The 23,335-nt window shown below is 75.0% G+C and carries 21 protein-coding genes and 1 tRNA gene; 18 read left to right on the forward strand and 4 right to left on the reverse strand.

Annotation, left to right across the window (positions count from 1 at the left end):
- Positions 1-2: 2 nt before the first annotated feature.
- Together ACGBYP_RS16955 and ACGBYP_RS16960 are read right to left on the reverse strand one after the other, a co-directional pair.
- Positions 3-1,334, reverse strand: a complete 1,332-nt coding sequence (locus tag ACGBYP_RS16955) for an SLC13 family permease (protein WP_411585963.1) — start codon at positions 1,332-1,334, stop codon at positions 3-5.
- A gap of 79 nt (positions 1,335-1,413) precedes the next feature.
- Positions 1,414-1,995, reverse strand: a complete 582-nt coding sequence (locus ACGBYP_RS16960; RefSeq protein ID WP_411585965.1) for a 5-formyltetrahydrofolate cyclo-ligase — start codon at positions 1,993-1,995, stop codon at positions 1,414-1,416.
- A gap of 26 nt (positions 1,996-2,021) precedes the next feature.
- Here ACGBYP_RS16960 and ACGBYP_RS16965 point away from each other — a divergent pair, with 26 nt between their 5' ends.
- The 9 genes from ACGBYP_RS16965 (at position 2,022) to ACGBYP_RS17005 (ending at position 10,671) form a co-directional block, all read left to right on the forward strand.
- The gene (locus tag ACGBYP_RS16965) at positions 2,022-2,960 is read left to right on the forward strand and encodes a UTP--glucose-1-phosphate uridylyltransferase (protein WP_411585967.1); all 939 of its coding nucleotides are present in this window, start codon (positions 2,022-2,024) and stop codon (positions 2,958-2,960) included.
- 98 nt (positions 2,961-3,058) lie between these two features.
- Positions 3,059-4,546 carry a gephyrin-like molybdotransferase Glp gene (gene glp / locus ACGBYP_RS16970; RefSeq protein ID WP_411585969.1) on the forward strand — a complete coding sequence of 496 codons (1,488 nt, stop codon included), beginning with the start codon at positions 3,059-3,061 and terminating at the stop codon, positions 4,544-4,546.
- Between the two features lie 67 nt (positions 4,547-4,613).
- Positions 4,614-5,165: a GNAT family N-acetyltransferase gene (locus ACGBYP_RS16975; protein ID WP_411586065.1), complete on the forward strand. Its 552-nt coding sequence runs from the start codon at positions 4,614-4,616 to the stop codon at positions 5,163-5,165.
- Between the two features lie 229 nt (positions 5,166-5,394).
- On the forward strand, positions 5,395-6,102 hold the full coding sequence (locus ACGBYP_RS16980; RefSeq protein WP_411585970.1) for a hypothetical protein: 708 nt from the start codon (positions 5,395-5,397) through the stop codon (positions 6,100-6,102).
- Positions 6,103-6,162: 60 nt separating this feature from the next.
- Positions 6,163-6,236 (forward strand) — tRNA-Ala (locus ACGBYP_RS16985).
- 228 nt (positions 6,237-6,464) lie between these two features.
- Entirely contained in the window at positions 6,465-7,109 is a 645-nt protein-coding gene (locus tag ACGBYP_RS16990; RefSeq protein WP_411585971.1) for a hypothetical protein, read from the forward strand.
- Positions 7,106-7,741, forward strand: a complete 636-nt coding sequence (locus ACGBYP_RS16995) for a signal peptidase I (RefSeq protein ID WP_411585973.1) — start codon at positions 7,106-7,108, stop codon at positions 7,739-7,741. The genes ACGBYP_RS16990 and ACGBYP_RS16995 overlap by 4 nt, the downstream gene beginning before the upstream one ends.
- Positions 7,742-7,864: 123 nt before the next feature.
- Positions 7,865-9,016, forward strand: coding sequence for a hypothetical protein (locus ACGBYP_RS17000; RefSeq protein ID WP_411585974.1), 1,152 nt, complete (start codon positions 7,865-7,867; stop codon positions 9,014-9,016).
- Positions 9,013-10,671, forward strand: coding sequence for a diguanylate cyclase (locus ACGBYP_RS17005; protein WP_411585975.1), 1,659 nt, complete (start codon positions 9,013-9,015; stop codon positions 10,669-10,671). The genes ACGBYP_RS17000 and ACGBYP_RS17005 overlap by 4 nt, the downstream gene beginning before the upstream one ends.
- Before the next feature lie 60 nt (positions 10,672-10,731).
- Here the strand turns inward: ACGBYP_RS17005 and ACGBYP_RS17010 are convergent, their stop codons facing one another.
- Positions 10,732-12,255 carry a dolichyl-phosphate-mannose--protein mannosyltransferase gene (locus ACGBYP_RS17010; protein ID WP_411585977.1) on the reverse strand — a complete coding sequence of 508 codons (1,524 nt, stop codon included), beginning with the start codon at positions 12,253-12,255 and terminating at the stop codon, positions 10,732-10,734.
- Between the two features lie 82 nt (positions 12,256-12,337).
- Here ACGBYP_RS17010 and rsmI point away from each other — a divergent pair, with 82 nt between their 5' ends.
- Both rsmI and ACGBYP_RS17020 read left to right on the forward strand, forming a co-directional pair.
- Complete coding sequence (rsmI, locus tag ACGBYP_RS17015; RefSeq protein WP_411585978.1) at positions 12,338-13,177, forward strand: 16S rRNA (cytidine(1402)-2'-O)-methyltransferase; 840 nt, start codon at positions 12,338-12,340, stop codon at positions 13,175-13,177.
- Positions 13,178-13,240: 63 nt separating this feature from the next.
- Complete coding sequence (locus ACGBYP_RS17020; protein ID WP_411585979.1) at positions 13,241-13,591, forward strand: GNAT family N-acetyltransferase; 351 nt, start codon at positions 13,241-13,243, stop codon at positions 13,589-13,591.
- Between the two features lie 138 nt (positions 13,592-13,729).
- Here ACGBYP_RS17020 and corA read toward each other — a convergent pair whose 3' ends face one another.
- Entirely contained in the window at positions 13,730-14,821 is a 1,092-nt protein-coding gene (corA, locus tag ACGBYP_RS17025) for a magnesium/cobalt transporter CorA (RefSeq protein ID WP_411585980.1), read from the reverse strand.
- 158 nt (positions 14,822-14,979) lie between these two features.
- Between corA and ACGBYP_RS17030 the strand changes: the two genes are divergently transcribed.
- The 7 genes from ACGBYP_RS17030 (at position 14,980) to rsmA (ending at position 23,331) form a co-directional block, all read left to right on the forward strand.
- Entirely contained in the window at positions 14,980-16,488 is a 1,509-nt protein-coding gene (locus tag ACGBYP_RS17030) for an amino acid permease (protein WP_411585982.1), read from the forward strand.
- 101 nt (positions 16,489-16,589) lie between these two features.
- Complete coding sequence (locus ACGBYP_RS17035) at positions 16,590-17,267, forward strand: hypothetical protein (RefSeq protein WP_411585983.1); 678 nt, start codon at positions 16,590-16,592, stop codon at positions 17,265-17,267.
- A gap of 47 nt (positions 17,268-17,314) precedes the next feature.
- Positions 17,315-19,138 (forward strand): methionine--tRNA ligase, encoded by a 1,824-nt coding sequence (metG, locus tag ACGBYP_RS17040; protein WP_411585984.1) that lies wholly within the window; start codon positions 17,315-17,317, stop codon positions 19,136-19,138.
- Positions 19,135-20,001, forward strand: coding sequence for a TatD family hydrolase (locus ACGBYP_RS17045; RefSeq protein ID WP_411585985.1), 867 nt, complete (start codon positions 19,135-19,137; stop codon positions 19,999-20,001). Before metG ends, ACGBYP_RS17045 begins: the two co-directional genes overlap by 4 nt.
- A 67-nt stretch (positions 20,002-20,068) precedes the next feature.
- Complete coding sequence (locus ACGBYP_RS17050) at positions 20,069-20,905, forward strand: hypothetical protein (RefSeq protein WP_411585986.1); 837 nt, start codon at positions 20,069-20,071, stop codon at positions 20,903-20,905.
- 354 nt (positions 20,906-21,259) lie between these two features.
- The gene (locus ACGBYP_RS17055; protein WP_411585988.1) at positions 21,260-22,366 is read left to right on the forward strand and encodes a ubiquitin-like domain-containing protein; all 1,107 of its coding nucleotides are present in this window, start codon (positions 21,260-21,262) and stop codon (positions 22,364-22,366) included.
- Positions 22,367-22,431: 65 nt separating this feature from the next.
- The gene (gene rsmA, locus ACGBYP_RS17060; RefSeq protein WP_411585989.1) at positions 22,432-23,331 is read left to right on the forward strand and encodes a 16S rRNA (adenine(1518)-N(6)/adenine(1519)-N(6))-dimethyltransferase RsmA; all 900 of its coding nucleotides are present in this window, start codon (positions 22,432-22,434) and stop codon (positions 23,329-23,331) included.
- Positions 23,332-23,335: the final 4 nt, after the last annotated feature.

The following is a 23,335-nucleotide window of genomic DNA, read 5'->3' on the forward strand; positions in this document are numbered from 1 at the left end:
TCCTACAGCCAGCCGGGGACGACGAAGACCAGCCAGGCCACGAGCGGTCCGATGACCACCACGACGCCCGAGTACGCCAGCATCTGCTTGTAGAACTTGTCACGGTCGACGTCCTGGGCGTTGGCCAGCACCAGTGCGCCGTTGGTGGAGAACGGGCTGACGTCGACGATGGTCGCGGCCACCGACAGCGCGGCGACCACGCCGATCGCGCCGATGTCGCCGCCCATCAGGAACGGCACGGCCAGGGAGATGGCCACGCCGAGGATGGCGGTGGAGGAGGCGAAGGCCGAGACCACGGCGCCGATGTAGGCCAGCAGCAGGGCCACCAGCAGCGGGCTGCCCAGCTTCGTGACGGCCTCACCGACGTACTCGATGGTGCCGGCCTCCTGGAGCACGAACACGAAGGTCAGCACACCGCCGATGAGCAGGACGGTCGACCAGCTGATCTGCATGACCGCGCCCTTGTGCCGGGCGGCGGAGAACAGCGCCAGCACGGTGGCGATGGTGATCGAGACGAAGCCGATGTCGAGGTCGAAGACCAGCGCCAGCACCGCCAGCGAGGCCAGGCCCACCAGGGTCAGCACCTGCTCGGCGGTGACCCGCCCGCCCGACGGCTCGTCGTCCGCGCCCCCGGTGGTGCGCACGCCGTGGCCCTTGACCACCTGTCCGCGGCCGCCGGCCGCCGCGAGCTCGTGCTCCTCGGCCTCGAGCTCGTCGTCGGCCCGGCGCCCGAGCAGCTGCCGGCCACCGAACACGAGGAACAGCACGACGGCGATGGCGATGTTGAAGCCGAGGCTGGCCAGGAAGTTGGTGAGCGGGCTGCCGGCCAGGCCGTTGTCCTCGACGATGTTGTTGACCGTGGTGCCGTAGACGCTGATCGGGGAGAACCCGCCGCCCTGGGCCCCGTGCACGACCATCATGCCCATCAGCAGTGGGTTGATCCGGTACCTCGCGGCGAAGCCCAGCGCCACCGGGGCGATGATCGCCACCGCGGCGGGGGAGAGCGCGCCGATCGCGGTGAGCACCGCGGTGACGGCGAACATGATCCAGGGGATGAAGGCCACCCGGCCGGCCACCAGCTTCACCGCCCCGCGCACCAGCAGGTCGACGGTGCCGTTGTTCTGCGCGATGGCGAACAGGTAGGTGACGCCGATCAGCGTGATGACGAGCTCGGCCGGGAAGCCGGCGACGATGTCGTCGGTCGACATCCCGACGGCGAGCGTGCCGACCAGGAAGGCCGCCACGAACGCCAGGGCGCCCATGTTGATGGGCAGCACGGTGGCGATCGCGAAGAGCGCGACCAGCGCGAGGATGGAGATCAGTTCAGCGGACACGGTGCTCCTGCGGCGACGTCGCTGTGGCCGGGGTGGTGCCCGGAGACGTGGGTCACCCTCTCATGATCAGGAGGAACGCTCAGCGCAGGTACAGCCAGCCCCCGGACGGCGTGACCACCGCGTCGACCCGGCGGTCGTGCTCCCCGGCCGGCAGCCCGGCCACCAGCTCGTCGTCGAAGACCACCGCCACCAGCACCGCGTCGGGGCGGGCGTGGGCCAGACCGCGGTCGTAGTACCCGCCGCCGCGGCCCAGCCGGGTCCCGTCGGCGGCGACCGCCAGCGCCGGGACGACGACGACGTCCGCGCCGGCCAGGGCGCCGGCCGGCAGCCGCGGGCCACCGGGCTCCAGCAGCCCGAACCGGCCGGGCACCAGCCCGCCGCCGGCCTCGGCCCAGGACAGCTCGCGCCCCCGGGCGGGCACCACGGGCAGCAGCACGCGGCCCGGCAGCGCCGCGGGCAGCCGCCCGGCGCCGGGCTCCTCGGCCAGCGGCACGTACGCGGCGACCAGCGCCGCGGCCCGCACCTCCGGGGCGCCGGCGAGGGCGGCGGCGACGGCGCCGGCGGCCGCCGCGCGCTCCCCGGCGGGGCGGACGGCGCGCCTGGCCAGCCCGGATGTGCGCAGCGTCGCCTTCGCGTTCACCACGACGGGGGAGTCGGCCACGGCGGCAGGCTAGTTACCCTCGCCGCATGTCGAGCCCTTCCGAGCCGCGTCCGACCGTCAAGGCTGTCATCCCGGTCGCCGGGATGGGCACCCGCTTCCTGCCCGCCACCAAGGCGGTGCCCAAGGAGCTGCTGCCCGTCGTCGACCGGCCCGCCCTGCAGTACATCGTCGAGGAGGCCGCCCGCGCCGGCCTGTCCGAGGTGCTGATGGTGACCGGACGCAACAAGGGCGCCATCGAGGACTTCTTCGACCGCACGCCCGAGCTCGAGGCGGCGCTGGAGAAGAAGGGCGACCAGGCGCGGATCGACGCGGTCAACGAGTCCACCGAGGTCGCGCAGGTCTTCTTCGTCCGGCAGGGCGAGGCCAAGGGCCTGGGCCACGCCGTGCTGCAGGCCGCCGCCTTCGTCGGCGACGAGGCATTCGCGGTGCTGCTCGGCGACGACATCATCGACGCCCGCGACCTGCTGCTGGAGCAGATGCTCGCCGTCCAGGCCGAGCACGGCGGTGCGGTCATCGCGCTGCTCGACGTCGGTGCGGAGAACATCTCCAAGTACGGCGCCGTCGCCGTCGAGGACGCCCACGTGTCCGGCGACGCCGCCGGCGACCAGGTCTTCCGGGTGACCGGCATGGTCGAGAAGCCCCCGGCCGACGAGGCGCCCAGCTCGCTGGCGATCATCGGCCGCTACGTGCTGCCGGCCGAGGTGTTCGACGCCATTCGCGCCACCCCGCCCGGCCGGGGTGGGGAGATCCAGCTGACCGACGCGCTGCTGAAGCTGGTCGAGGACGGCGTCCCGGTGCACGGCGTGGTCTTCTCCGGCCGCCGCTACGACACCGGCGACAAGCTCGACTACCTCAAGGCCGTCGTCCAGCTCGCCGTCGAGCGCGAGGACCTGGGTCCGGACTTCGGGCCGTGGTTGCGGTCTTTCGTCACAGACCTGCCCACCGAGGGCGCGTCGCCGGCCTGACCGACCCGGTCAGGGGGCACCATCGCTTCCCGAGAGGTCCGTCGAGCGGCGGGTCCGGCCGACTTCTGGCCGTGGAGGGAGCGACGACGGTGGCGGGCATGACCGACGACACGACACGCGGGTGGTTCTCCCGGCCCAGCCGGGACACGACCCAGCTGGACCTGGAGCAGGGCGGCCTCGTGCCGCAGCCCCGGGAGGTGCACCAGGTCTCCGGGCCGGCGCCGTCGGTGACCCACGACACCGTCCAGGTCGACCGGTCGGTGTTCAACTCCGACCGGGTGCCCTCCCCGGCGATCGCCACCGGCGACCGCGCGCCGGACCCGCTGGCCGACACCGGCTCGGTCGACGTCTCCGGCGTCCGGCTGCGCACCGTCGAGCACCACCTGGACGAGATCCTCGGCGCGGTGAACACGCCCGAGCCGATCGAGCTGGCCGTCCTCGACGCCCAGGGCCTGCTGTGCGCGGAGCTGGTCACCAGCGAGCGCGCCCTGCCCAGCTTCGACCAGGCCGGGCTGGACGGGTACGCCGTCCGCTCGGCCGACGTGGCGACCGCGACCGTGGAGTCCCCGGTCGCGCTGCACGTGGTGGGGGAGAGCACCGCCGGCTCCGGTGAGGCCACCGCCATCGGCCCGGGTCTGGCGCAGAAGGTCGCCGTCGGCGCGATGATGCCCGCCGGCGCCGACATCGTGGTGCCCGCCGCGTGGACCGACCAGGGCCTGGCCCGGGTCGCCGTGTACGCCGCGCTGGCCCCCGGGAGCTACGTGCGCCGGATCGGCGACGACGTCGCCCCCGGGGACGTCGCCGTCCAGGTCGGCACCCCGATCGGCCCGGCCCAGATCAGCCTGCTCGCCGCCGTGGGCCGCGAGCGGGTCGCCGTCCGGCCCCGGCCGCGGATCGCCGTCCTGTGCGCGGGTGACGAGCTGGTCGACGTCGGCCGCGTGGCCGGTCCGGGCCAGCAGGTCGACGTGAACAGCTACGCGCTGGCCGCCGCGGCCCGCGACGCCGGCGCCGAGGCCTACCGCGCCGGCATCATGCCCAACGACCGCCGCCGGATGGTCGAGCTGCTCGAGGGGCAGATGCTCCGCAGCGACGTCGTCCTCATCGCCGGGACCTTCGCCAACGGCGGCCCCGACCTGCTGCAGGAGGCGCTCGACGAGCTCGGCGGGCTGGCCTTCACCCAGGTCGCCATGCACCCCGGGCCGGTGCACGCCTTCGGGCGGCTGGGTCCGGAGGGCGTGCCGGTCATCTGCGTGCCCGGTGAGCCGGTCGCGGCGCTGGTCGCCTTCGAGGTCTTCGTCCGCCCGGCGATCCGGTTGATGCTGGGCAAGCGCCAGCTGTTCCGGCGCACCGTGCAGGCGGTCGCGGCCGAGCAGCTGCTCTCCCCGCTGGGCTACCGCCAGTACCTGCACGGACAGGTCATGCGGCACCCCGACGGCGGCTACGTGGTCGAGCCCATCGGCGACGGCGACCAGGCGATGCTCGCCCGGATGGCGCGGGCGAACTGCCTGATCGTGGTGGACGAGGACGTCACCGAGGTCGCCGCCGGCGGCCTGGTCACGGTCATGCCCATGCTGCTCGGCGGCTGAGCTGGACCCCGCACTGCACCCCGGCTGGCCGGCCCGGCTGTCCTGGGGGCCCGTCGAGCTGCGTCCGCTGGAGCGCTCCGACGCGCGGGAGTGGTCGCGGCTGCGCACGGCCAACGAGCAGTGGCTGACCCCGTGGGAGCCCTCGGGGTCCACGCCGTGGGCGGAGCGCCACACCCCGGCGGTCTACCGCGGCATGCGCCGGGCGACGAGCCGCCGGGCCCGGGCCGGCACGTCGCTGCCCTTCGCCGTCCGGTACGAGGACCGGCTGGTCGGCCAGGTGACGGTGGACAACATCGTGCGCGGCGCGCTGCGGTCGGGGCACCTGGGGTACTGGGTGGACGCGGCGGTCGCCGGGCGCGGGATCGCCTCGCTGGCCGTGGCCCTGGTCTGCGACCACGCCTTCGGGCCCGTGGGCCTGCACCGGCTGCAGGCCGACATCCGGCCGGAGAACCGGCCGAGCCGGCGGCTGGTCGAGCGGCTGGGGTTCCGTCAGGAGGCGCTGTTCCGCGACTACCTGGACATCGACGGCGCCTGGCGGGACCACCTGGGGTACGCCCTGCTCGCCGGTGAGGTGCCCGGCGGGGTGCTGGCCCGGTGGCGGTCCCGCTCCCCGTCCTGACCGGACGGGTGCACACCGTGCCCGTCCACTGACCAACCGTCACCGCCCCCGGGGCCGCCGGTGGACGTCGACACGCCGTTCCGTCGTCCGCACCACGCCGACACACCGGGCGCGTCCCCGACATCGGCAGTCCGCGCCCTTACCGTGACTCCCGAGTGACTGATGTGACTCGTGGTGCCCCAGGGATGGGGTCCTTCCGTGGTGCCAGGGATGGATCGAGGTGTTCGTGATGGGTTCGGGCGTGCTGCTGGCCGCTCTCGTCGTGCTGTGGTTCGTGGTTCTGGTGCCGATGGTGGTCACCCGGGGCGACGCCCGTGCCGGCGCGGGGGCGGCCGACTCGGGGCGGACCCTGCAGCGCCGTCGTCCCGTGGACCCCGTGGTCCACGCGGAGACCGAGCGGGTGAGCATCGACCGCGCGCAGCTGTACCGCAGCGGCGAGCTCAAGGTCGACGTGCACGCGGTGCGCCGGCGCACGCTGGCCGGGCTCGTCGCCCTCGCCGTGCTGGCCCTGGTCGGTGCGCTGGCCTGGCGGTCGTGGATGTGGGCACCGCAGGTCCTGCTCGACGTCGCCGTCGTCGGCTACCTCATGGTGCTGCGCGCCGCGGCCAAGCGGGAGCGCCGCGCCGCCGCCCGCCGGGCCGCCCGGGCCGCGCAGCGCCCGCCGATGCGGGCCCCGGCCCCGCGCCGGGCCGCCTCCCCGGCGCCCGCTCCGCGGTCGGCCCCGACGTCGGCCCCGGTCGTCGTCACCGAGACCGGTCCGGTGCACCCGAGCCTGCCACTGGCCCCCGTCCACCCGCTCCGTCCGGGCCGGGTCGTCGCGGCCCGCAACCCGGCTCCGGCCGGGTGGCAGCACAGCGCCGTCGTCGGGCTCGACGACGACGACATCGGCTTCGCCGACATCGACACCTACGCCCCGCGCCGGGTCGTCAACGGCTGAGGGTCGCCCCGGCCCCGGTGACGGGGCCGGGGGAGTCGGACGGTAAGCTGTTCGACGCAAGGGGCTGTGGCGCAGTCCGGTAGCGCACCTCGTTCGCATCGAGGGGGTCAGGGGTTCAATTCCCCTCAGCTCCACCCTGGTCAGGCCGGGTCCTCACGGACCCGGCCTGACGCGTTTCCCGGCCCGGTCGTCGCCATGGGGGCGATCGCGCTGACCCGGTCGCCCCGTCGACCGGGCAGGGCGGCGGTGACCACCCGGGAGGGTGAGCCCACCGGGTCGGCTGCTCAGCCGGCGTACGCGGGTGTCGATGTCGGGCACAACGGGTGCAGACCAGCTGCGCCTCCCGGGCCCGAGGAGCTGCCGTGCACCGGTCCGCGCCGCGGGCGCGCCGCACCCTGCTGGCCGTCGCGGTCCCCGTCGGGCTGCTGCTCAGCGCCACGCTGACCTGGCAGTCCACGCACGCGGCCTTCTCCGCGAGCACCCGGAACGCCGGCAACGCCTGGCAGAGCGGGAGCGTGGTGCTGAGCGCCGGCGGCACGGGAGGCGCGCTGTTCGCCGGTGCGGCCGACGCGGGGCTGCACCCGGGGTCCACCCGGTCCCGGTGCATCCGGGTCGACTACACCGGCGACGTGACCGTCGACGTCCGGATGTACGTGTCCACGCCGACGGCCGCTCCCTCGACGCTGGACCCGTTCCTGGTGATGAGCGTCGAGCGGGGGGCCGACGTCGCCGCCGGGACGGTCGTCGACCCGGACTGCGCCGGGTTCGCCCCCGCGGCGCTGGCGTACAACACCGCCCGGGCCGACGACGTCACCGCGGACGTCGACCGCACGCTGGCCGACCTCAAGGGCGGTCACCACGACTTCGCGACCGGGCTGCAGGTGGCCCCTGCTCTGCGGCCGAGCACCCACCTCACCTTCCGGATCACCTACGCGGTCGCCGACGACGACGCCGCCCAGCGCTCGCAGTCCCAGGCGACCTTCACCTGGGAAGCCCGCAGCACGTGAGCGGACCGCGCTCGGCCCCCTGTGCGGCCGGCGGGCGCGGCCGGCACCGTCCCGCGCAGCCGCCGGCCGGCGCGGCCGTGCGGTCGTGGTCCGCGGCGGTGGCCCGCGCCGTCGTCCTCGCCGTCCTGGTGACGCTGGCCGGGCTGGTGCTGCTGTGCCTCGTGCCGCAGGTCGTCGGGCTCCGCTCCAGCGTCGTGGTCTCGGGGTCGATGCAGCCCCGGATCGCACCCGGGGACGTCGTCCTGACCGGACCGGTGACGCCGGAGGAGCTGCAGCCGGGGCAGGTGCTGCTGTTCCGCGACCCGGCCGACCCCGGCCGGCTGCTCCTGCACCGGCTGGTCGCCTTCGACGGCGCCGGCGACCTGGTGACCCGGGGCGATGCCAACCACAGCGACGACACCAGCCCGGTCGCCCCGGGCGAGGTGGTCGGCCGGGCGCAGCTGCGCGTCCCCCACATCGGCCTGCCGGCCTACTGGTGGCGGACCGGGGAGCGCGTCCCCGTCGTCCTCACCGCGGCCCTGCTGGCCGGGCTGTCGGTCTGGGCGACCCGGCGTCCCGGCGGAGGAGCGGCGGGGCCCCGGCCCGGACGCCACCGGACGGAGCCGTCGCCGGTCGCCCTCCTGCCCGGCTGAGGCAACAGCATGTCGGACGCAACTCAACATGTGACCGTCCCGGCCGAAGACGAGGACGGAGCACCGGTGTCCGCACCGGCCGCCGGACCCGGCGGGTCGCTCACGGACGAGGTGGGGAGCGCGGTGCGCCGAGCAGCCAGGGCAGGCGGACGCCGGTCCCGCCGCGTCGCCCGGGCCGCCGGCTGGCTCGCCGCCGCGGCCGTGCTGGCCCAGGCCTCGATCGGCTGGCTGCCCCCGGACCTGCTGCCCGCAGCCGAGAGCTCGACGTCGGTGCAGCTGGTCGACGACCGCGGTGGCCGCGCCCTGTTCGCCTCGACCGGGCTGGTGCCCGGGCAGGTGGAGCAGCGCTGCGTCGCCCTCGCGGTGACCGGTTCGGCGCAGTCGTTCGGCGGCGTCGACCTCAGCGCCGAGCTGGACCAGGCGGGGCTCGCGCCCTACCTGGCGGTCACCGTCGAGCGGGGGGTCCTGGCCGACCCCGCCCGGTGCGAGACGTTCACCGGCCAGCCGGTGTGGAGCGGCACGCTGGCCCAGCTCCCCGGCACGCCGGCCGCCGGCGTCGCCACCGGATGGCAGCCCGGGGTCGAGCAGCGGGCGGTCTTCCGGTTCTCCGTCGGCGTCCTCGACGACCCGCGCGCGCAGGGCCTGACCGCGCGCGCGGCCTTCGTCTGGTCCCTCGACGTCACCCCGGTCCCGCCGCCGCCCCCGCCCGTGGTGGTCGCCGCCCCGGAGCCGGCCCCGCAGCCGGCGCCGGCCCCCGCGCCCGCACCGGTCCCTCCGGCCACCCCCGGGCAGACGCCGACCGCGACGGCGCCGGCCGCCCCGACCACCGCGCCGCCGCAGGTGCCGGTGCCGACGGCCCGCGCGGACCGCACCCCGTCCCCGGCGCCGTCCGTCGTCCCGGCACCGTCCGCGGCGCCCGCGCCGTCCGCCGAGCCCGGGGCCCCGGCCGCCGGCACCGGCCCGGCCGGCGTCGGCGGCGGGGCCGGCACCGGCTCCGGCCCACGCTCCGGGGGCGCCTCCGGTGACGTGCTGCAGGCGCCGCCGCTGGACGCGTCGCCGGACTCGCTGGTGGAGGTGGTCGCCGGGTTCGGCGAGGTGGCTCTCGCGGTCGTCGACGACGGGCAGTTCCCGCTGGTCCTGGTGCTGGTCGTCGTCGGGTTCATCGCCGTGCAGGGCCGGCTGGACCGCCGGGACCCCAAGCTCGCGCTCGCGCCGGTGCGCCACGACCTGACCGGCTTCCCCGACTTCCCCGAGAGCCCGCGGAGGGCACCATGACGCAGACGCCCGGCTCCCCGCGCGGCTCGCTGGACATCCTGCCCCTGGCCGACCGCCTCCGCTGGATGCTCGCCGTCCGGATGGGGGTCGTCACGCTGCCCCTGCTGGCCTGGTTCGTCACCACCCCCGGCGCCCCGAGCACCGTCGGGTCGGTCTGGGTGCCGGCGGTGTCCGGCGCGGTCGTGCTGGTCGTCGGACTGGTGCTGAGCCGGCTGTCCTCCTTCGGCCGTCGGTGGGCGGTCGTCGCCCTGACCGTCCCGGCCCTGCTCGACGCCGTCCACCTGGGGCTGGCCATGTACCTGGCCGGCGGGCTCGACGGGCCGGTCGTCTACGTCGTCGTCCTGCACGTGCTGGCGGTGTCGCTGCTCGGGTCGTTCCGCAGCGGCCTGCGGATCGCCGTGTGGCACTCGCTGGTCGTGATGTGCGTGCTCGAGGGCGTGAGCACCGGCCTGCTCCCGGCCCAGCCGGGCGTGCCGGGCTTCGACGGGCTGGCCTACAGCGTCTTCCTCGTCGTGGTCTGGGTGACCGCGGTGACCACGGCCGGGCTGGGCGCGGTGAACGAGCGCGAGCTGCGCCGCCGCCGGTACGACGAGGCGGCGCTGCGCCGGCTGTCCGCGGCGCTGCACGAGGCCGACAGCGGTGCGCGGGTGGCCGAGGCGCTGCTGCGCTTCGCGGTCGACGCCGCCGACGCCACCGTCGCCGCGGTGCAGTACCATCTGCCCGACGGGGGTGGCCGGCCCTCGGTCGACCTCGCCGTCCGGCTGCACGCCGCCCGGGAGCCGGAGACGCTGCGCGCGGGCGGGACGCCGGAGCCGGGCACGCTGCTGCACCTGGCCCAGGAGCGCGGCAGCACGGTGCTCGCCACGTTGACCGCCCCCGACCCGTGGGTCGACGAGGTGCTCGGGGGCGCCGCCCGCGTCATCGTCGTCCCGTTCGCCCTGGAGGGTCAGGGCTCGGGGACGCTGAGCTTCGCCGACGACGCCCGCAGCGGGTCGCGCATCGAGCAGCGGCGGGTCGGCGTGGCCGAGCAGGCCGTCGCCCACGCCGCGACCGCCTTCGCCCGCGTGGCGCTGCTCGAGCACCTGCAGCAGAGCGCGCTCACCGACGGGCTCACCGGCGTGGCCAACCGCCGGGCCTTCGACACGGCGCTGGAGCGCGAGGTCACCACCGCGGTGCGGGCCGACGCGGCCCTGGCCGTGGTGATCATCGACCTGGACCACTTCAAGTCGCTCAACGACAGCTACGGCCACCAGGCCGGCGACGACGTGCTGCGGGCGGTGGGCGCCGCGCTGCGCTCCTGCGTCCGGCGGGGTGACGTCGTCGCCCGCTACGGCGGCGAGGAGTTCGCCCTGGTGCTGCCCGGCGCCAGCGTCGACGACGCCGTCGAGGTGGCCGACCGGGTCCGCGCCGCGCTGCGCGACATCACCGGGCCGCGGACGGTGACCGCCAGCCTGGGCATCGCCTCCCGCGCGTCCGCGGGGGACACCGGGGCCGAGCTGCTCGCGGCCGCCGACGCGGCGCTGTACTCGGCCAAGGGGAGCGGGCGCGACCAGGCGTGGCTGGCCGGCAACGAGGGTCCGGTGACCGCCGTGGTGGCCCGGCACGCCGCCGCGCAGGTGCCGGTGCCGCGCTCGGAGCGGCTCCCCACCCGCTGACGACGGCGGCGCCCCGGGGCGCCGCTGACTCCCCGGCGACGTCGATGCCGGGGTCCGCCGTCAGAACCAGGAGGGGAACCACATCCGCTGCAGCCACTCGCCGTGCGTGAGCGGCTGCCCGGTGAGCACCGGGTAGAAGAAGACGAACGTCATCGCGACCACCGCGACGTAGGTGCACACCGCCGCGAGCCCCACCTGGCGGCGCAGCACGCCGGCGTCGGGCGGGCCGAGGACGTCGGCGAGCACGAGCACCACGGCCAGCACGAAGAACGGCAGCGCCGGGGCCATGTAGAAGATGAACATCGTCCGGTCCAGGTTGACGAACCAGGTCAGCCAGCCGGCGGCGACGGCCACCGCGACGGTGACCGCGGTGGGGTCGTGCCGGGCGACGATCCGCCAGAGCAGCCACAGCAGCGCCGGGGCGAAGGCGAACCAGAGCGTCGGCGTCCCGACCATGAGGACGTAGCGGATCACCTGGTCGCCGTCGGCGTCGGTGAGGCCCTGCGGGTTCCACAGCAGGATCGGCCGGCCGTCGACGATCCACGACCACGGCCCGGACTCCCACGGGTGCGGGCTGGACAGCCCGTTGTGGAACCGCAGCCACTCGCCGTGCATGTGCCACAGCGAGCGCAGCGCCCCGGGGACGAACCCGTAGGCGGTGTCGGGGTGCTGGTCGGCCCAGTGCCGGCCCTGCGCGCCCTCGGCGCGGAACCAGCCGGTGAACGAGGCCAGGTAGGTGAGCACCGGGACGGCGGCCAGCGCCCAGGTGGCGCCGGGCAGCCCGCGGCGCAGCGCGACCAGGCTCGGCCGCGGCACCCCCGCCTCCCGCCAGGCGGCGCGATCCCAGAACAGCGACAGCACGGCGAAGAAGGCCAGGAAGTAGACGCCGCTCCACTTGACCGAGCAGGCGGCGCCGAACAGGAGCCCGGCGGCCAGCCGCCAGCCGCGCGGGCCCAGCGCGAAGCCGTGCGCGCCGACCCGGCCGGCGGAGGCGCGCACCCGCCGGCGCACCTGGTCCCGGTCGACGACCAGGCACGCGACGGCGCTGAGCACGAACAGCTGCAGGAAGACGTCGAGCAGGCCGATGCGGCCGAGGCTGAAGGAGAAGCCGTCGAGCGCCATCAGCAGGCCGGCGATGAGCCCCAGCAGCGTCGAGCCGGTGAGCCGCCGGGCCAGCCGGACCAGGACGACGACGGCGATGGTGCCCGCCACGGCCGACGGGACCCGCCAGCCCAGCGCGTTGTCCCCGAACAGCTGCTCGCCGATCGCGATCAGCCACTTGCCCAGCGGCGGGTGGACGATGAACGTGTAGCCGCGGTTGGCCTCGTACCCGTACTCGAGCATCTCGGCGGCCTCGGGCGGGTAGTACGCCTCGTCGAACACCAGCTCGGCCGGGTAGCGGATGTCCCACAGCCGGGTGACCAGCGTGACCACGGCGAGCACCGTGGTGAGCACGGCGGCCAGCAGCCGGTCGGTGGGCAGCGGCGGCACGACCTCGCGGCGCGGCCGGGGGAGCGGGGGCCAGCGGCGGGAGCCCGGGTCGCCGGGTGCCACCTCGGCCCGCTCGGGGGACAGCACCGCCATGGGGGTCAGGGTATGCGACGGACCTGCCCGCGACCGGCCCCTGCGGGCGGGCCGGGACGGCCGCACGTGACAGGCTCGACCCATGACCGGACGACTCGTGCTGGGCGGCGCGCCCCTGGGACAGCCCGGCGACGTGGGGCCGCGGCTGCGCGAGGTGCTGGCCACCGCGGAGGTGCTGGCCGTCGAGGACACCCGCCGGCTGCACCGGCTCGCCGCCGACCTCGGGGTCACCTTCACCGGCCGGCTGGTCAGCTTCTACGAGTCGGTGGAGCAGGCGCGGCTGCCCGGCCTGGTCGCGGCCATGCAGGACGGCGCCACGGTGCTGCTGATCACCGACGCCGGCATGCCCTCGGTCTCCGACCCCGGCTACACGCTGGTGCGCGCCGCGATCGAGGCCGGCATCGACGTCACCTCGGTGCCCGGGCCCTCGGCCGTGGTCACCGCGCTCGCCGTCTCCGGGCTGCCCTGCGACCGGTTCTGCTTCGAGGGCTTCCTGCCGCGCAAGGGCGGGGAGCGCCGGTCGGCGCTGGCCGCGCTGGCCCGCGAGCCGCGCACGATGGTCTTCTACGAGTCGCCGCACCGGCTGGCCGACGCGCTGACCGACGCCGCCGGCGCCTTCGGCCCCGACCGGCCCGCCGCGGTGTGCCGCGAGCTGACCAAGACCCACGAGGAGGTCCGCCGGGGCTCGCTGGCGGAGCTGGCCGCGTGGGCCGCCGAGGGCGTGCGCGGGGAGATCACCCTGGTCGTCGGTGGGTCGGTGGCCGGGCCCGAGACGCTGTCGCCGGCCGAGCTGGCCCGAGAGGTCGCCGCCGAGGAGGCCGCCGGCGCCGACCGCAAGGAGGCCATCCGCGCCGTCGTCACCCGCACCGGCCTGCCCCGCCGCACCGTCTACGACGCCGTCCTGGCCGCCAAGAGGCCCTGAGCCCACCCGCCGCCGAGGGGCGTCCACGCACCCGCGGTGCGCCGTCCGAGGCAGGATCCGGTCATGACGCTGCGGATCCGGCCGGCCGTGGCGGCCGACCTCCCGGGCATCGCCGAGGTGGGTGCCCGCACCTGGCCGGCCACGTACCTGTCGTTCGCCGGTCCCGAGTACGTGGAGCGCGACCTCGCGGCCCACTGGTCGCCGGCGGCCCTGGAGCGGGCGCTGGCGGAGGCGCTGCTGCTGGTCGCCGAGGACGACGGCCGGGTGGTCGGGGTCGTCGAGGTCGGCGAGCACGACGGCGTCCCGACGATGTGGCGGCTGTACCTGCTCCCCGACCGGCACGGCGGGGGAGTGGGACGGCGCTGCTCGACGCTGCGGTCGCCGCGCTGCCGGCGGGCACGACTGCGCTGCTGACCGAGTACACCGCCGGCAACGACCCAGCCGCCCGCTGGTAGGCCGCCCGTGGCTTCGTCGAGACCGGGCGCGATCCGGGCCCGGGTGGGCTGGACGTCGTCTGGCTCCGGCTGCCGCCGCCGGGGTGAGCGCGGGTGGCTACAGCCAGCCGTTGCGCTTGAAGCCGCGGTACAGGAGCCAGCAGAGGGCGGCCATCAGGAGCAGGGCGAAGGGGTAGCCGAACGACCAGTGCAGCTCGGGCATGTGGTCGAAGTTCATCCCGTACACCCCGGCCACCAGGGTCGGGGCGGCGATGAGGCCGGCGTAGGAGGAGATGCGGCGCATGTCGTCGTTCTGCGCCACCGAGATCCGGGCGAGCGCCGCCTGCAGGATGTTCGACAGCATCTCGTCCAGGGCGTTGACCTGGTCCCGCACCCGCAGGGCGTGGTCCTGGACGTCGCGGAAGTACGAGCGCATCGCGTCGGGCACCAGGTCGTTGGGCCGGTCGGCCAGCGAGGTCAACGGCAGCTCCAGCGGCTGGACGGCCCGGCGCAGCTGCATCAGCTCCCGCTTGAGCTGGTAGATCCGCGGCGTGTCGTCGGTCCGGTCGGGGCTGAAGACCGACGTCTCGAGCTCCTCGACGTCGTCCTCGACCGCCTCGGACACCTCGACGAAGTGGTCGACGACCATGTCGGTGACGGCGTACAGCACCGACGACGGGCCCAGCCGGAGCAGGTCGGTCTGCCCCTCCAGGTTCTGCCGCAGGGCGGCGAGGCCACCGTGGTCGCCGTGCCGGACGGTGATCACGTAGTGGCTGCCGAGGAAGACCATCACCTCGCCGGTGTTGACGACCTCGCTGGTGGCGGTGAGGGCGGCGTGCTCCACGTACCGGGCGGTCTTGAGCACCATGAACAGGCTGTCGTCGTAGGTGTCGAGCTTGGGCCGCTGGTGGGCCTCGACGGCGTCCTCGACCGCCAGCGGGTGCAGCCCGTAGACGGCGGCCACGCCCTCGAGCTCGGCCTGCGTCGGCTCGTGCAGGCCCAGCCAGACGAAGCCGCCCTTCTCGACCGCCGCGCGCAGCGCCTCGTCGTAGGCCACCGGCGCCTGGCGCTGCCCGTCGACGTAGATCGCGCAGTCGATGACGAAGTCGGTGCCCTGCCGCGGGGTGTCGGGCAGGCTCGGCGGACCCACCGGGCGGGGACGGCGGTGCACCTGGGGGAGTCGCGAGCGGGTGCTGTCCGTGCTGGTCACGGGCACCTCCTGGTCTGTTCGTGCGCGAGGTCGGCGAGCGTGCTGGCCGGCGTCGAGCGTAGGTCTGCAGGATGCGTCCCGTCGTGGGACGCTCCCCGCACAGTTGATCACCAGCGGGACGGCGGACGGCACGCCGCCCCGTGCGAGAGGGGGGTTCCGTGGCCACCAACAAGGCCCGGGTCAAGAGCGTCGAGGAGTCCATCCGCGACACCGAGGAACCCGACCACCAGCTGAAGAAGAACCTCTCCGGCCTGGACCTCACGGTCTTCGGCGTCGGGGTGATCATCGGCACCGGCATCTTCGTGCTCACCGGCGAGGTCGCGAAGACGACGGCCGGACCGGCGGTGGCGGTCTCGTTCGTGGTCGCCGGCCTGGTCTGCGCGCTGGCCGCGCTCTGCTACGCGGAGTTCGCCTCGACGGTGCCGGTGGCCGGCTCGGCCTACACGTTCTCCTACGCGACCCTCGGCGAGCTCGTCGCCTGGATCATCGGCTGGGACCTCGTCCTGGAGCTGGCACTGGGCGCCGCCACCGTCGCCGTCGGTTGGTCGGGCTACCTCAACCAGCTGCTCGGTGACCTGGGCATCCCGCTGCCCACCTCGATCGCGGGGGAGGAGGCCACGGTCAACCTCCCGGCGATCTTCATCGTCGCGGTGATGACCGGGGTGCTGGTCCTGGGCATCAAGTTCTCCTCGCGGGTGACCTCGGTGATCGTGGCGATCAAGGTGGCCATCGTGCTGCTGGTGATCGTGGTCGGGCTGTTCTACGTGAAGGCGGCCAACTACTCGCCGTTCGTGCCCCCGGCGCAGGAGACCGAGACCGGCAGCGGCTGGACCGCCCCGCTCATCCAGACCCTGTTCGGCTTCGCGCCCAGCACCTTCGGCGTCGGCGGCATCCTGGCCGGCGCGGCGATCGTCTTCTTCGCCTTCATCGGCTTCGACATCGTGGCCACCGCGGCCGAGGAGACCAAGGACCCCAAGCGCGACCTCCCGCGCGGCATCATCGGCTCGCTGGTCATCTGCACGGTGCTCTACGTCGCCGTGTCGCTGGTCGTGGTGGGCATGCAGCGGTACACCGAGCTGTCCACCGAGGCGCCGCTGGCCGACGCCTTCCGCAGCGTCGGGCTGCCGTTCCTGTCCGGCGCCATCTCCGTGGGTGCGCTCGCCGGGCTGACCAGCGTGGTCATGATCCTGATGCTCGGTCAGTCGCGGGTGCTGTTCGCCATGAGCCGCGACCACCTGCTGCCGCGGTCGCTGGGCACCGTGCACCCGAAGTACGGCACGCCGTACCGGATCACCCTGATCACCGGCGTCTTCGTCGCGGTGCTGGCCGGGTTCGTCCCGCTGGGCGTGCTGGCCGAGCTGGTCAACATCGGCACGCTGTTCGCCTTCGTGCTGGTCTCGGTGGGCGTGATCGTGCTGCGCCGTACCCGCCCCGACCTCCCGCGCGCCTTCCGCGTCCCGTTCGTGCCGGTGCTGCCGGTCGTCTCCGCGCTGGCGTGCCTCTACCTGATGCTCAACCTGCCGGGGGAGACCTGGCTGCGGTTCGGCGTCTGGATGGCCCTGGGCGTCGTCGTCTACTACGGCTTCGGGCGCCGGCGCTCGCGGTTCTCCGCGGCGGGCGCCGCCGAGCGCAAGGCGGCCGGGCAGCGGGCCGGCGGCGAGCGGTGACCCCTCACCCCTGCGGGTGAGGTCCGGTCCCGGGCCCTGCTGCCCGGGACCGGAACGCCCGACCTGACCGGTGAAGCCCGTTCCCGGTCAGGAGATTTCCCGTGCGCAGCGCCGTCCCCGACGCCCCCCGCCTCCCCGCGGCGGCGGCCCCCCAGGCGACGCCCCGCGCCGCGCGCCCGGCCCGTCCGCGGCGCGCCCCGGTGCCGGTCGTCGCGGCCGGCGTCGTCTCGGTCGTGGAGTCCCTCGCGCTGCTCGCCTTCGGCCTGACCGGACTGGGCAGCCTCTTCGCCGGGGGCGCCCGCCTGTCCGGCCCCGCCATGGCCGGCGTCCTGCTGGTGCTCGCCGGCTGGGTCGTGCTGTCCGCCGGCGCCGGCGCGGTCCTGGTCGACGGCGCGGGACGGCGGCTGCTCGTCGCGGTCGCGCTGGCCGAGGTCGGCGTCTGCCTGGCCGTCGCGGTGTCGGGCCTGTTCGGTCCCGACGGCGTCCGGGTGGTCGCCGTGGCGCCGGAGGTCGGCCTGCCGGTGCCCGCGCTGGCGCTGCTCGCCCTCGTCGTCCCGACCGGGAAGCTGCTGCTGGCCAGTGCGCCCTCGGCGCTGGCCTGGGTCGCCGCCGGCGGCCGTCCCCGGGTGGCCCGGCGTCCTCCGGTCGCCCCGCAGCACCGTGTGCTGTGCGGGGTCACGCTCGCCTGCATCGGCCTGGCGCTCGCCGGCGTGGCCGTGCTCGCCACCCCCGCGGAGGGGCCCGCACCCACCACCGCCGCGGTCACCGGCGCCCCCTGAGCCCGCCGCCTGCGAACCGGGTGGACGCAGCTCACTACCCTCGTGCCGTGACAGATCGGCACATCCTCACCGCCGTCGCGTGGCCCTATGCCAACGGCCCGCGGCACATCGGCCACGTCTCCGGCTTCGGCGTCCCCTCCGACGTGTTCAGCCGGTTCCACCGGATGAGCGGCGACAAGGTGCTGATGGTCAGCGGCACCGACGAGCACGGGACGCCGATCACGGTCGCCGCGGACGCCGAGGGGATCACCCCGCGGCAGATCGCCGACCGCAACAACCGGGTCATCGTCGACGACCTGGCCAGCCTGGGGCTGAGCTACGACCTCTTCACCCGGACGACGACGGTCAACCACCGCAGCGTCAGCCAGGAGATCTTCCTGGGGCTGCTGAAGAACGGCTACGTCTTTCCGAAGACGACGCTGGGCGCGATCAGCCCGTCGACCGGGCGCACGCTGCCCGACCGCTACATCGAGGGCACCTGCCCGATCTGCGGCTACGACGGCGCCCGCGGCGACCAGTGCGACAACTGCGGCAACCAGCTCGACCCGACCGACCTGATCAACCCGGTCAGCCGCATCAACGGCGAGACGCCGAAGTTCGTCGAGAGCGAGCACTACTTCCTCGACCTGCCGGCGTTCGCCAAGGCACTGGGCGACTGGCTGGCCACCCGCGGCAACTGGCGGCCCAACGTCCTGAACTTCAGCGTCAACCTGCTCGAGGACCTCAAGCCGCGCAGCTACACCCGCGACATCGACTGGGGCGTGCCCGTCCCGCTCGACGGCTGGCGCGACCGCAACGACAAGCGCATCTACGTCTGGTTCGACGCGGTCGTGGGCTACCTGTCGGCCTCGATCGAGTGGGCCCGCCGCTCCGGTGACCCCGAGGCGTGGCGGCAGTGGTGGCAGACGCCGGACTCCGACGCCTACTACTTCATGGGCAAGGACAACATCGTCTTCCACGCCGAGATCTGGCCGGCGCAGCTGCTGGGCTACAACGGCGAGGGCGACCGGGGCGGGGCGCCGGGCTCCTACGGCCGGCTCAACCTGCCCACCGAGGTGGTGTCGAGCGAGTTCCTGACCATGGAGGGGCGCAAGTTCTCCTCCTCGCGCAACGTCGTCATCTACGTGCGCGACTTCCTGGCCCGCTACGACGCCGACGCGCTGCGCTACTTCATCGCCGTGGCCGGCCCGGAGACCCAGGACACCGACTTCACCTGGGCGGAGTTCCTGCGCCGCAACAACGACGAGCTGGTCGCCGGCTGGGGCAACCTGGTCAACCGCTCGGTGTCGATGGCCGCCAAGAACATCGGTGCGATCCCGACCCCGGGCGAGCTCACCGACGCCGACCGCGCGCTGCTGGCCACCACCTCGGGCGCGTTCGCTCCCATCGGCGAGCTGCTGGGCCGCAACCGGCAGAAGGCCGCGGCCACCGAGGCGATGCGGGTGGTCAGCGAGGCCAACAAGTACCTGTCGGACCAGGCGCCGTGGAAGCTCAAGGAGGACCCGGCCCGCCGGGACACCGTGCTGCACACCGCGCTGCAGGCGATCAAGGACTGCAACGCGCTGCTGACGCCGTTCCTCCCGCACTCCTCCCAGCAGGTGCACGAGCTGCTCGGCGGCACGGGCGTGTGGTCGGTCGCGCCGCAGGTCGTGGAGACCGAGGACCTCGACGACGGCTCGCCGTACCCGATCATCACCGGGCCCTACGACCAGGGGCAGGCGGTGTGGGCGTCCACCCCGCTGCCGCCCGCGGGCACCCCGCTGGCCGCGCCGAAGCCGGTGTTCACCAAGCTCGACCCCTCGATCGTCGACGAGGAGCTGGCCCGGCTGTCCGAGGCGGGGCAGGGCGCGCGGACGGACGGCGAGGCGTGAGCCGGTCGGCGGCGTCCCGGGCGAACCGGCGGGGCGAACCGCCGCCGTCGCCGGAGCCGCTGCCGGCCCCGGCGGTCGACAGCCACACGCACTTCGACATCGCCGTCGGCGGGGAGGACCGCGAGCCCACGCCGGCGGAGGTGGACGAGGCGGTCGACGCCGCGGTCGCCGTCGGCGTCCCGCGGCTGGTGCAGGTCGGGGTGGACGTCGCGTCGTCCCGCTGGTCGGCCGAGCTCGCCGCCCGTCGTCCGGAGGTGCTGGCCGCGGTCGCGCTGCACCCGAACGAGGCCGGCGCGGGCGCCGCGACCGCGGAGGCGCTGGCCGAGATCGACCGGCTCGCCGCGCTGCCGCGGGTGCGGGCCGTGGGGGAGACCGGCCTGGACCGCTTCCGCACCGGCGAGGACGGCTGGGCCGCCCAGGAGGAGTCCTTCCGGGCGCACATCGACATCGCCAAGCGGCACGGCATCGCGCTGGTGGTCCACGACCGGGACGCCCACGACGAGGTGCTCCGCGTGCTCGAGGACGAGGGTGCGCCCGAGCACACGGTGCTGCACTGCTTCTCCGGCGACGCGGGCTTCGCCCGGGCCTGCATCGACCGCGGCTACGTGCTGTCCTTCGCCGGCACGCTCACCTTCGGCAACGCCGGGTACCTGCGCGAGGCCGCCGCGATGACGCCGCTGGACCAGCTGCTGGTCGAGACCGACGCGCCGTTCCTCACGCCGGCGCCGCTGCGGGGCCGGCCCAACGCCGCCCGGCTGGTGCCGCACACCGTGCGCGCGCTCGGCGAGGTCACCGGCACGGAGCTGGAGCAGTTGTGCGACGCCCTCACCGCGACCGCCGAACGGGTCTTCGGCCCCTGGTGAGAGGCCGGTCGGACGGCGACGCGCCCGGCGGCGGCCACGACCGCCCCGGCAGGGGGACACTGACCTCGTGGGCCGCCTGATCGCGTTCGTGCTCTTCATCGCCCTGCTGGTCCCGGCCGCTGCGCTGGCCCGGGCCTGGTCGCTGGCCGCCGGCCGCCGGGCGGTGGCCGCGGCGGCCGTCGGCTTCGTCGAGCTGTCGCCGGCGGGCTCCGCCGAGCTGGCCCGTCAGGCGGCGCACGGCCGCCGGGTGCGGCAGCTGGGGTGGCTGCTGGGAGCGGCCGGCGTCGTGGCGAGCATCGTGCTCTTCGCCGAGGCCTCGGTCTTCCTCTGGCTGCCCGCGCTGGCCGTCGGCCTGCTGGCCGGGGTGCTGCTGGCCGAGGTGACCCGGCCGCGGCCGCGGTGGGCGCTCTCGCGCCCCGCCCGCCGTCCCGGCCGCGGTGAGCAGATCTCGCTGTGGCTGCTCTGGAGCATGCGCGCGGCGATGGCCGGTGAGCTGGTGGCCGCCCTGCTGCTGGGGTCGGCCGGGCGCCTGGGCGACGCCGCGGTGACCGCGCTGGTGGTCACCGCCGCCGTCGGCTGGCTGCTGGCCGAGGCCGCGCTGGCCCGGGTGCTGTTCCGCCCGCTGCCCGCCGAGGGTGCCGACCTGCCGGTCGACGAGGCGCAGCGCACCTGGACCGCCCACCTGGTGGTGGCCGGGGCCAGCGTGCTGGCGCTGGTCCCGCTGGGCGTCCTCCTGCTGGTGGCCGGGGTCGACCTCGGCGACGAGGTCCGTGACGGCGCCGGTCTGCTGCCGGTGGCGCTGGTCGCCGGCGGCTTCGGTGCGCTGGCGGCAGGCCTGGCCGTCGCCGTCTTCCTGCTCACCTGGCTGCGGCCGCTGCGGCAGGGCGCAGCCGCGCTGGCCTGAGAGCCGTCCGGCTCGGCGGTCCTGTGGGCTTGCCCACCGGGCCGCTCGGTGGACGGCGCGCCAACACGCCGTCCAGCGTCACGTCCCGTGTCGGCGTGCCTGCGGAAGGACGTGTCGACTTGCTGATGTGGTGACTCGGCACGGTTGTGTCAGCGAGTCCGTTCGTTATCGTGTCGTGACCGACAGCCGGGGTGGGGAACACCCAGGTGGTCGTGCACGGCCGGAGTGACCCTCCGGTCGCGACGACGACGGGTTCGCCTGCTCCCCGGGAGCCGCCTCACGGCGGCGCCCACCGCCTGCGGCCCGGTTCCCCTGCCCGGGTCCTGCTGACCTGGATGTGTTGTGCGCCGATCGTTGAAGTCGCTCCTGTTCGCGCTGGTCCTCCTGGGCCTCGTGGCGGGCACCGCCGCCTACTTCGCGGCCGAGAAGTCGTTGACCCTCACCGTCGACGGCCAGTCGCGCCAGGTGACCACCTATGCCGGCACGGCCGCTGAGGTGCTCGCCGACGAGGGGCTCACCCCCGCCGCGCACGACGTCGTGCTGCCCGCGCTGGGCGCCGACGTCAGTGACGGCGACACGATCGTGGTCAACCGCGCCCGCCCGCTGACCCTCACCGTCGACGGCGTCCGCAGCGAGGTCTACACGACCGCCCTGTCGGTGGACGGCGCGCTCGACGAGCTCGGCTACCGCACCGACCAGCTGCAGCTGTCGGCCGACCGCAGCGAGCGCGTGCCGCTGGACGGCATGGACCTGTCCATCACCACGAGCAAGGACGTCCGGCTGGTCGCCGACGGTCAGGAGCGGGTGGTCACCACCACCGCCGCCACGGCCGGCGACCTGCTCGCCGAGCAGGGCATCGCGCTGTCGGCCACCGACCGCACCTCCCTCTACCCGACCCAGCCGCTGCTGGGCGGGATGGTCCTGCGGGTCACCCGCGTCCAGGTCGACGAGGTCAGCGAGGTCCAGACGGTCGACTTCGAGACGGTCGAGACCGAGGACGCCGATGCGCTCGAGGGCGAGCGCACGGTCACCCAGGAGGGCGTGGAGGGTGCCCGCACCACCACCTGGCGGGTCACCGTCACCGACGGCGTCGAGACCGGCCGTGAGCAGGTGTCCTCCGTGGTGACGAAGAAGCCGGTCGAGCAGCAGGTGTCGGTGGGCACGAAGCCGAAGCCGGAGCCGGAGCCCGTCGCGGTCGCGGCCGGCGGCGCCCCGGCCACCGCCGACGGGCTCAACTGGGCCGCGCTCGCCCGGTGCGAGTCCGGCGGCCGCCCCAACGCGGTCAGCGCCAGCGGCAAGTACCGCGGCATGTACCAGTTCTCGCAGTCGACCTGGAACGGCGTGGGCGGCACCGGCGACCCCGCCGCCGCCTCGGTCGAGGAGCAGACGATGCGCGCGCAGATGCTCTACGCCCGCAGTGGTGCCGGCCAGTGGGGCTGCGGCAGCCACCTCTTCGATTGATGAAGGACCCCGCTGCCCCCCACCACTCGCAGGCTCGCGGCGGGCCCCCTGCAGCGGGGCCGGTCATGAGCCAGTCGTCCGACGCCTCCGACGGGCTGCTGGGCCCGGCCGCCATCCGCGACCTGGCCCAGCAGCTCGACCTGCGTCCGACCAAGCAGCTCGGGCAGAACTTCCTGCACGACGCCAACACGATCCGGCGGATCGTGCGCACCGCCGACCTCGGTCCGGACGACGTCGTCCTGGAGGTCGGCCCCGGCCTGGGGTCGCTGACCCTCGGCCTGCTCGGCGCCTGCGCGCACGTCACCGCCGTGGAGATCGACCCCCGGCTGGCCGCCCAGCTCCCGCGCACCGTCGCCGAGCGGACGCCGCAGTGGGCGCAGCGGCTGACCGTGGTCACCGCCGACGCCCTGCGCGTGACCGAGGTGCCGGGCCCGCCGCCCACCGCGCTGGTGGCGAACCTGCCCTACAACATCGCCGTCCCGGTGCTGTTGCACCTGCTCGAGCTGCTGCCCTCGCTGACCAGCGCCCTCGTGCTGGTGCAGGCCGAGGTCGCCGACCGGCTCGCCGCCGCCCCCGGATCGGCGTCCTACGGGGTGCCCAGCGTCAAGGCGGCCTGGTACGCCGACGTCCGGCGCGCCGGCAACGTCCCGCGGCCGGTGTTCTGGCCGGTGCCCAACGTCGACTCCGGCCTGGTCGCGCTCACCCGGCGGCCCGCGCCCCCCGGTGACCGGGCGGCCACCTTCGCCGTCGTCGACGCCGCCTTCGCCACCCGACGCAAGGGGCTGCGGGCCGCCCTGGCCCGGTGGGCCGGCAGCCCGGTCGCGGCCGAGGCGCGGCTGCGGGCCGCCGGCATCGACCCCACCACCCGCGGCGAGCAGCTGTCGGTCACCGACTTCGCCCGGCTGGCCGCCACGCCCCGGGTGGACGGTGACCCGCCGGCGGGCGCCGCCCCGGTGGCAGGCTGAGCGG

Origin of the sequence: Modestobacter sp. SSW1-42, assembly GCF_046635825.1 — a bacterium.
Taxonomy (GTDB): domain Bacteria; phylum Actinomycetota; class Actinomycetes; order Mycobacteriales; family Geodermatophilaceae; genus Modestobacter.

Coding starts and splice junctions, on each gene's coding strand:
- ACGBYP_RS17005 (WP_411585975.1), top strand. CDS start 9,013: ATGACGCAGACGCCCGGCTCCCCGCGCGGCTCGCTGGACATCCTGCCC.
- rsmI (WP_411585978.1), top strand. CDS start 12,338: ATGACCGGACGACTCGTGCTGGGCGGCGCGCCCCTGGGACAGCCCGGC.
- glp (WP_411585969.1), top strand. CDS start 3,059: ATGACCGACGACACGACACGCGGGTGGTTCTCCCGGCCCAGCCGGGAC.
- ACGBYP_RS16980 (WP_411585970.1), top strand. CDS start 5,395: ATGGGTTCGGGCGTGCTGCTGGCCGCTCTCGTCGTGCTGTGGTTCGTG.
- ACGBYP_RS16965 (WP_411585967.1), top strand. CDS start 2,022: ATGTCGAGCCCTTCCGAGCCGCGTCCGACCGTCAAGGCTGTCATCCCG.
- rsmA (WP_411585989.1), top strand. CDS start 22,432: ATGAGCCAGTCGTCCGACGCCTCCGACGGGCTGCTGGGCCCGGCCGCC.
- ACGBYP_RS17020 (WP_411585979.1), top strand. CDS start 13,241: ATGACGCTGCGGATCCGGCCGGCCGTGGCGGCCGACCTCCCGGGCATC.
- ACGBYP_RS17010 (WP_411585977.1), bottom strand. CDS start 12,255: ATGGCGGTGCTGTCCCCCGAGCGGGCCGAGGTGGCACCCGGCGACCCG.